Below are 9,307 nucleotides of genomic sequence, written 5' to 3'. Positions count from 1 at the left end.
TATGTTATTTAGTGAAATTAATATACCTATTTTAGCATGATCGAATGTTAATCCACCTTGTAAATATGCTATATAAGGCTCTCTTATAGGAGCATCTGCAGATAATTCAATAGATGAACCTTGAATAAATGCACCAGCTGCCATTATAACTTCGTCATTATATCCAGGCATTGCCCATGGTTCACATTCAACATAAGAATCGATTGGAGATCCTTTTTGAATACCCTTACAGAATTTTATTAAGTTTTCTCTATTGTTAAATTTAATAGCTTGAATAATATCACTTCTTTTATCGTTATATTTAGGTAAAACTTCAAATCCTGCAATTTCCATTATTCTAGAACAGAATACAGCTCCTTTAAGAGCTTCCATAACTATATGAGGTGCTAAGAATAATCCTTGATAAAGTTGTCTCATAACACCAAATGTAGAACCGCACTCTCCTCCTATTCCAGGAGTTGTTAGTCTATAAGATGCTTGTTCTACGTATTTTGCCTTACCAGCTACATATCCACCAGTTGGCGCTATTCCACCACCTAAATTTTTTATAAGTGATCCAGCAACTAAATCGGCTCCAACATCTGTAGGTTCAATTTTGTCTATTAGCTCTCCATAACAATTATCTACAAAAACGCAAACATCACTTCTGATTTCCTTTATTTTTGAAATGATTTCTCCTATTTCAGAAACTAAGAATGATTTTCTCCAGCCATATCCTGTGCTTCTTTGTATATGTACTAGTTTAATTGTAGAATCTTCTTTAAGAACTTCTATAATCTTTTCAGTATCGAAAGTACCATCTTTTAAATCTACTTGTTTATAGTTAACTCCATATTCTTTTAATGAACCTATATTTTCTTTTCCACTTATACCAATTATGTTATGTAAAGTATCATAGGGAGCACCAGTAATACATACCATAGTATCTCCTGTTTTTAAATTACCCATTAATGCACAACCAATGGCATGAGTACCATTTACAAAGTGTGGTCTAACTAAAGCGCTTTCAGTATTAAATATTCTTGCATATACTTTATCTAAAGTATATCTACCAATGTCATCATATCCGTATCCTGATGAATTTGTAAAATGCATATCACTTATTCTTTCTTCTTGGAATGCATTAAGTACCTTTAGCTGATTATACTCTCTTATTTCATCATAAATTTTAAATTGTTCTTCTACATCGCTTAAAGCCTTTTTATATAATTCAAATACATGTGGCTTTATGTTGTAAGATTCCATCATTAACTTTTCTGTTTCTCTTAACATTAAAGTTCCTCCATTATACATTATTTCATAATAATTATATATAATAATATGTTAAATATAAAGTTTTTTTATATTTAAAAGTCATAAACTTAATATAATTAGAGAAAAAGAACTGCTATGAGCAGTTCCTATAAGTTTTCATTATCTAAAAAAGGTAGAGGTTTTGATGGGGTTATTGTTGTAATTGAATGCTTATATACTAGCATTTGCTTTCCTTCAGAATCTAAAATAACAGTAAAGTTATCGAACCCTTTAACTAATCCTCTTAATTGAAAACCGTTAACCAAATGAATAGATACTAAAGTTTTACTTTTTCTTGCGTTATTTAAGAAAATATCTTGAATATTATTGTTTTGTTTATTAATAATAATCACCTCCATGGCTAAGTATTTATTTTTATATAATTATAAACTTATTAATTCTTTAAATCATCTATTATTATTTGAAGTATTTCATCATCAGATAATAAATCTTTATTTAAGAATTTAGCTCTTGGATCCTTTCTAAACCACGTTAATTGACGTTTAGCATAGTTTCTAGAACCTTGTTTAATCATTTCTATAGCCTCTTCTAATGTTATAGAATTTTCAAGATATAAAAGAACCTCTTTATATCCTATTCCTTGCATTGCCTGCATAGATGAATTATACCCATTTTCCTTTAATTTAATACATTCTTCTAGAAGGCCATTTTCAAACATTATATCTACTCTTCTATTTATCCCCTCATAAAGCTTTTCTCTATTCATATCTAAAACATAGTAATGAACGTCGTATTTGCTTTTATAGAAGTCTTCACCGGCATTAAATGAACTAAATGGCTTATTAGTTACTTTATATACTTCTAATGCTCTTATTACCCTCTTCCTATTATTAGGATGAATCGAGTTATAGCTTATAGGATCAATATCTTTTAACATTCCGTGAATATAATTAGCACCTTTAGCTATTGCAAGTTCTTCTAATTCTTTTCTATATTCTTCATCACTTGGGGCATCAGTGAAATTCATATTGCAAGTTAATGAATTTATATAAAGTCCTGTACCTCCAGTTAAAATAGGAAGTTTATTTTCTTTTAATAAATCATCAATTATTGGTTCTGCTAAAGTTTTAAAATCTACAACTGAAAATGGTTTATCTGGAGTTGTTACATCTAGCATATGATGTTTTATACCATCCATTTCAGAAGGAGTTATTTTTGCTGAACCAATATCCATGTATTTATATATTTGCATAGAGTCAGTTGATACTATTTCTCCATTTAAATTCTTAGCTAATTCTATAGATAAAGCTGTTTTCCCTACTGCTGTTGGACCAGCTAAAACTAATATTTTATTTTTCATATTATAAACCTTTCTATACTATTCTTCTAAACTTTTTATCTAATTCATATTCTGTAAACTTGATTATTATAGGTCTTCCGTGTGGACAGTTAAAGGGATTATCTATATATCTTAAATCAGAAATAAGTTTCTCCATTTCTATTTGTGTTAAATAATCATTTGCTTTAACTGCAGCCTTACATGCCATAGTAGCAATTTTATTTAGCTTAACCTCTACTGTTTTACCAGTACCTAAGTTTTTCAAGTTATCAATTATGCTTAATAAAAAGTTTTTAGCATCAAGTTTTCCTAAAAAATAAGGAACTTCTTTTAACGCAATTGTATTACCTCCAAACTCTTCTATAACAAATCCTGAATTTGTAAATACCTCTGTATTTTCCTTATAACATTCATAGTCATCTAAAGATAAATCTATTATGCAAGGAATTAGCAATTGTTGTACTACAATCTCTTTGCTTTCTATATCTTTTATATATTTTTCGTATAATATTTTTTCATGAGCAGCGTGTTGATCTATTATATAAAGTGTATCTAAATATTCAGCTAAGATATAAGTTTTACTGAATTGCCCAATAACTCGTAAATCCGGGAATTTGGCTTTATTTGCTTCTTTTTCTGTTGTTATTTCTATAGAAGTTGTAGATGAATTGAAATTATTAGCTTGTTTTATATTAGATAAATTAGATTGTGAAGAAGCTAAATCATTTTTAGTATAATAATCACTATTATTTGTATTTTCATTTACAGTTGTATTATTTAATGATTCAGAATTATTATTATAAGAATTAATAGCTTTATTTTTATTTAATTCCTTTAATTTATTATATAAATCCTCTTCTTTAGCAACATCGTGTATAGTGACATTATTATATATATCCTTTATAGAAGGTTCAATCTTATTAGAAATAAGGGGGTCATCTATATTGCTACTTTTAGATGCTGTATCTAAATCTAATTTAATCTCCTCAACAATTTCTTCATTTACAAATTTATCTTCTACTGCAAATGAATTAAATATATCTTCTTTTAAAGCATTATGAACTGCATCGAATACTCTTTTATAAATAACTCTTTCGTCTTTAAACTTTATTTCTGCTTTTGTAGGATGTATGTTAACATCTATGGAGTCTGGTGATAAATCTATAAAAAGTACAAAGAATGGGAATTTATTAACTGTTGAGAATGATTTAAATGCATTTTCCACAGCTGCTACAATTGTTTTATTTTTTATATATCTATTATTAACAAATATACTTTCATTGTTTCTAGATCCTCTAGCAATTATTTCTTTACCTATATAACCATGAACTTTTAGAGCTTCATCTTCGTAGTCAAAAGGTAATACATGCTCAGATATATTTTTCCCGTAAATAGTTCGTATAACATTATTTAAGTTACCATCTCCGTATGTATGCAATGTCTTTTTACCATTGTTAAATAGTTTAAAAGATATATCAGGGTTAGATAAAGCTATTCTTAAAATAATATCATTTATCAAACTAGCTTCTCTCGAAGTAGATTTTAAAAACTTTCTTCTAGCAGGAACATTGAAAAATAAATCTTTAACTTCCATTACAGATCCATTATTCATACCTATATCAGTTAATGATAATTTTTCACCAGCTTCTAAAACTATTTCTTTACCAAAGTCGCATTCAGATGGCTTACTTCTAAAGGTTAGCTTAGATACAGAAGAGATAGAAGGTAAAGCCTCTCCCCTAAAACCTAAAGTGTTTATAGAGTATATATCTTCAACAGTTTTGATTTTAGATGTAGCATGTGGTAAGAAGGCCTTTTCTATATCTAAGTTATGAACTCCAGAGCCATCATCAATAACTCTTATAAGTGCTATTCCACCCTCTTCTATTTCAATAGTTATATTCTTAGAGCCAGCATCTATAGAGTTTTCTACAAGTTCTTTAACTACAGAGGAAGGTCGCTCTACAACTTCCCCTGCAGCTATTTTATTAGAAGTATGTTCATCTAATAAGTTAATTCGTTTCATAGAGCACCTCCTATTTTAATTTTTTGGCATCCTGAACTATTTTAAATAAGGTATTCATCGCATCTAAAGGTGTCATAGTCATAACCTCTATATTTGCAATTTCTGATAATAAAGATTCCTTTTCAAGCATGGTAAAGTCTATTTGTAATGCTTCATTACTTTCTTTAATTATAGTAGGTTCATTAACTTTTTTAATTTCTTCTTTGAGATTTTCTTCTATAGGAGTTTCTATAATAATTTCCTCTTTTTCTATAGCCACTTCTTTTTCATAAATATTTTCAGCGTTTATTGATGCTTCTTTTTCTTTATAATTATTAAATAGTTTATCTATTTCTATGGATTTTTCATTTTCTAATTTAGTTAATATATGTTTTGCTCTATCTATTACTTCTAAAGGTAATCCAGCAAGTTTAGCAACTTCAATACCATAAGATTGATCTGCACCACCTTCAACTATCTTTCTTAAGAAGATAACTTGCTCATCAGTTTCTTTAACAGCAACTGAATAGTTTTTAACACCCTCAATTATTCCTTCTAGTTTAGTTAATTCATGATAGTGAGTAGCAAATAGTGTTTTACATTTTAAGTTATTATTTTTAGAGATATATTCTATAACAGACCATGCAATACTTAATCCATCATAAGTTGATGTTCCTCTTCCTACTTCATCTAATAATACTAAACTATTAGGAGTAGCATTTTTTAATATATTAGATACTTCCCACATTTCTACCATGAATGTTGATTTTCCACCAGCTAAATCATCTGATGCACCTATTCTTGTAAATATTTTATCACAAACAGATATATTAGCCTTTTTAGCAGGTACAAATGAACCTATTTGAGCCATAAGAGTAATTAATGCAACCTGTCTCATATAAGTTGATTTACCAGCCATATTAGGTCCTGTTATTAAAAGTAATCTGTTATCATGTTTATTAATATATGTATTATTAGATACAAACTCTCCGTTATCTATTACCTTTTCTACTACAGGATGTCTACCGTCTTCTATTTCTATTATTCCTTCATTATTTATATTAGGTCTAATATAATCATTATCAACAGCAACTTTAGCTAAAGTAGTAAGAGCATCTAAAGATGATATTATATTAGCGCTATTTTTTAATCTAGGAATTTGGGATTCTACTTTATCTCTTAATTCTACAAATAGTTCATATTCAAGAGCCATTAGATGTTCGTCAGCACCAAGGATTTTTTCCTCAACTACTTTAAGTTCTTCTGTAATATAACGTTCAGCATTTGCTAAAGTTTGTTTTCTTATATATCTTCCTTCGGGTATTAGGTTATAGTTAGCTTTAGAAATTTCTATATAATATCCAAAAACTTTATTGTAGCCTATCTTTAATGATTTAATTCCAGTAAATTCTCTTTCTTTACTTTCTAATGAAGCTATCCATTGTTTACCGTTTAATTTTGCCTCTCTTAGCTCATCTACTTTATCAGAGTAACCAGCCCTTATTATATTACCTTCTTTAATAGAAGTTGCAGGATCGTCTAATAATGCTTTTGAAAGTAATGTACTTATATCTTCTAATACATCTAAGTTTTTATACCATTTATTTAATAGATCTGCTTTACACACAGATAGTCTTTCTTTTATTTCAGGTAATTTTTTTAGTGATATATTCAAAGATACTAAATCTTTTGCATTTACATTTTTATTAGAAATTTTACCTACTATTCTTTCAATATCATAAATATCTCTTAAAGCTTCACGTAATTCTTCTGTAAAGTAAATATTATTAAATAATTCATCTACAGAATTTAGTCTATTATTAATTTCATTTATATTAATTAGTGGTTCTTCTATCCATTTTCTTAATGCTCTTCCACCCATTGTGGTAGAGGTTTTATCTAAAACCCAAATTAAACTACCTTTTTTTGATTTTTCTTTAAGATTCTCAGTTAATTCTAAGTTTCTTCTAGAACTACTATCTATAGTCATATAATTTATTATATCGTAAGTTTCAAGAATATTTATATTAGAAAGGCTCATTTTTTGAGTATCTAATATATATTTTAATAATACAGAAGAGGCTATTTTACTTCTTAAGTCTAATCCAGCAACTTCTACTTCACTAAATTGATTTATAAGTTCATCATCAGTACAGTTAAAATGAAGTATATCTTTCTTTGTTATTAATGCATTGCTTATATTATGAATTTCATTTATTAACTCTTCATCAAAGTTTATATCTACAATTACTTCTTTAGGTGAAATCTTAGAAACTTCATCTAAAAGAGTTGTTTTAAATTCTTTAAAGAAAGTAGTTTTAAATTCACCAGTAGAAATATCTGATGATGCAATTCCATAATATCCATCTTGATTGTATATAGCCATTATATATGTATTTTTATATTCCTCATCTCCATTTGATTCTGAGAAGGTTCCAGGTGTAATAACTTTTATTACGTCTCTTTTAACAATTCCTTTAGCTTGTGCTGGATCTTCTACTTGTTCACATATACCAACTTTATATCCTTTAGCTACTAGTCTAGAAATATAGTTTGAAGCTGCATGGAAAGGGATACCACACATAGGGGCTCTTTCTTCTAATCCACACTCTCTCCCCGTTAAAACTAACTCTAGCTCTTTAGAGGCAGTTTTTGCATCTTCAAAGAACATTTCATAAAAATCACCTAATCTATAAAAAAGGATGCAGTCTTGATACTTATCCTTTATATCCATATATTGTCTCATCATTGGAGTTAAACCCATGTTAATCACCTCGATTATAGTTTATAGCTAAATTCAATATCTTAGCCGTTTATCAACAATTATACAACATTTCTAAATTAATAGAAAGTAATAAAAATGAAAGTAATTTTTGTAATGTATTTAATTATAAAGATATTTAAATACTTAATAGAAAAAGGATAACCTCTATATAGAAGTTATCCTAAAAATTTATTTAATCGCTTCACCAACTAATGAGAAATTTTGTGCTTTAGTAATTTTAACATTTACTATATCTCCAATATTTACTCCATCTCCAGAGAAGTTAACTAATCTTCCATTTCTAGTTCTACCTGAAAGCTTAGTTTCATCATTTTTACTAGTACCTTCAACTAATACTTCAACAACTTTACCATCATAAGCTTTATTTTTAGATATAACACTATTATTTACAGCCTCAACTAGTCTATTAAATCTATCATGCTTATCCTCTTCAGGAACTTGGTTTAACATCATATCAGCAGGTGTATTATTTCTTCTAGAATATATAAATGTAAATGCTGAATCATATTCTACTTCTTTTACTAAGTTTAAAGTATCTAAGAAATCTTCTTCAGTTTCACCAGGGAATCCAACAATTATATCTGTTGTTATAGAAACATCAGGTATTTCTTGTTTAATTTTATTTACTAAAGACATATAATACTCTCTTGTATAATGTCTATTCATTTTCTTTAATATTCTATCAGAACCACTTTGTACAGGTAAGTGAATTTGTTCACATAGCTTACCACATTCTTTAATTGCTTTAATAACATCTTCATTTAAATCTTTTGGATGAGATGTCATAAATCTAACTCTTTCTAAACCATCAATTTCATTTATCATTCTTAAAAGTTCTGCAAATGAAACTTCATTTTCTAAGCCTTTTCCATAAGAGTTAACATTTTGACCTAATAAAGTAACTTCTTTATATCCATTTGAAACTAAATCCTTTATTTCGTTTATTATATCTTCAGGTTTTCTTGATCTTTCTCTACCTCTTACAAATGGTACTATACAATAAGTACAGAAGTTATTACATCCGTACATAATAGTTACAAAGGCTTTTACATCACTTTGTCTATCTATTGGTAATCCCTCAACAATTTCTTCTTCTTTATTGAATATTTCTTTTATTTGAACACCTTCTGTTTTTACCCTATTTAAGTATTCAGGGAATTTATATGCATTGTGAGTTCCAAATATAATATTAACATAAGGGAATTGCTTTAATATTTTATCTGCCATACCTTCTTGTTGCATCATACAACCGCATATACCAATAATTAAATCAGGATTTTTTTCTTTTAATTTTTTTAATTGTCCTAAGTTACCAAATACTTTATTTTCAGCATTTTCTCTAACACAACAAGTGTTAAATAAAATTATTCCTGCTTCATTTTTGTCTTCTGTTCTTGTATATCCAATTCTTTTAAGCATACCTGAAAGTTTTTCAGAATCCTCTTCATTCATTTGGCAGCCCCAAGTTTCTATATAGTATTTTAATAAGTTATTATTTATTTCGTTAACCATAAAAAATTTCCTCCATTGTTACTTATATAAATTTAAATACCAATGTATTATACCATAATATTTTGTTAAAAATAAAGAGTATGATTGAACCAGTAATTATTTATGTAAATTGTATTAAAATATTCTCAATTTGAGATAATGAAAGCTTATTCTGATAAGAAGTAATTTTAATTTAAGTTTATTTGAAATTATGTAAGGTAATATAACTTGTGCGTTAAAAAATGTATATATTTACTTAAAATAAAAAAGCTAGATACCAATTAATAGATCTAGCTTTTTTATTGTGCGCCCAGCATGGGCAACAACTTGACGGTGAAAGTCCGTTGTGGGCTTGGTAGTGGGAACCACTAGCTAATGACAAGGGTGTCCATCGTGAGATGGAATCTGAAGGAAGTCGGAGGCAAAGTCTTGG

The 9,307-nt window shown here is 27.9% G+C and carries 6 protein-coding genes; all 6 read right to left on the bottom strand.

The window, feature by feature from the left end; translation table 11 throughout:
- Positions 1-1,272, bottom strand: a 1,272-nt coding sequence (locus Q0Y03_RS14645; RefSeq protein ID WP_297714546.1) for a methionine gamma-lyase family protein, incomplete at its 3' end; no start/stop codon positions are given.
- Between the two features lie 128 nt (positions 1,273-1,400).
- The gene (gene hfq, locus Q0Y03_RS14640) at positions 1,401-1,637 is read right to left on the bottom strand and encodes an RNA chaperone Hfq (RefSeq protein WP_297714547.1); all 237 of its coding nucleotides are present in this window, start codon (positions 1,635-1,637) and stop codon (positions 1,401-1,403) included.
- A gap of 50 nt (positions 1,638-1,687) precedes the next feature.
- Entirely contained in the window at positions 1,688-2,614 is a 927-nt protein-coding gene (gene miaA / locus Q0Y03_RS14635; RefSeq protein WP_297714545.1) for a tRNA (adenosine(37)-N6)-dimethylallyltransferase MiaA, read from the bottom strand.
- A 13-nt stretch (positions 2,615-2,627) separates the two neighbouring features.
- The gene (gene mutL / locus Q0Y03_RS14630; protein WP_297714544.1) at positions 2,628-4,619 is read right to left on the bottom strand and encodes a DNA mismatch repair endonuclease MutL; all 1,992 of its coding nucleotides are present in this window, start codon (positions 4,617-4,619) and stop codon (positions 2,628-2,630) included.
- A 10-nt stretch (positions 4,620-4,629) separates the two neighbouring features.
- On the bottom strand, positions 4,630-7,362 hold the full coding sequence (gene mutS / locus Q0Y03_RS14625) for a DNA mismatch repair protein MutS (RefSeq protein WP_297714543.1): 2,733 nt from the start codon (positions 7,360-7,362) through the stop codon (positions 4,630-4,632).
- A 189-nt stretch (positions 7,363-7,551) separates the two neighbouring features.
- Positions 7,552-8,895, bottom strand: coding sequence for a tRNA (N6-isopentenyl adenosine(37)-C2)-methylthiotransferase MiaB (gene miaB, locus Q0Y03_RS14620; RefSeq protein WP_297714542.1), 1,344 nt, complete (start codon positions 8,893-8,895; stop codon positions 7,552-7,554).
- Positions 8,896-9,307 lie beyond the last annotated feature (412 nt).

Source organism: Clostridium sp., assembly GCF_026168755.1.
Lineage (GTDB): Bacteria > Bacillota > Clostridia > Clostridiales > Clostridiaceae > Clostridium.
This window is presented reverse-complemented; position numbering and strand designations above follow the sequence as displayed.

Excerpts from the sequence above, each read along its gene's own strand:
- miaB (WP_297714542.1), bottom strand. The coding sequence starts at position 8,895 with ATGGTTAACGAAATAAATAATAACTTATTAAAATACTATATAGAAACT.
- mutS (WP_297714543.1), bottom strand. The coding sequence starts at position 7,362 with ATGGGTTTAACTCCAATGATGAGACAATATATGGATATAAAGGATAAG.
- mutL (WP_297714544.1), bottom strand. The coding sequence starts at position 4,619 with ATGAAACGAATTAACTTATTAGATGAACATACTTCTAATAAAATAGCT.
- miaA (WP_297714545.1), bottom strand. The coding sequence starts at position 2,614 with ATGAAAAATAAAATATTAGTTTTAGCTGGTCCAACAGCAGTAGGGAAA.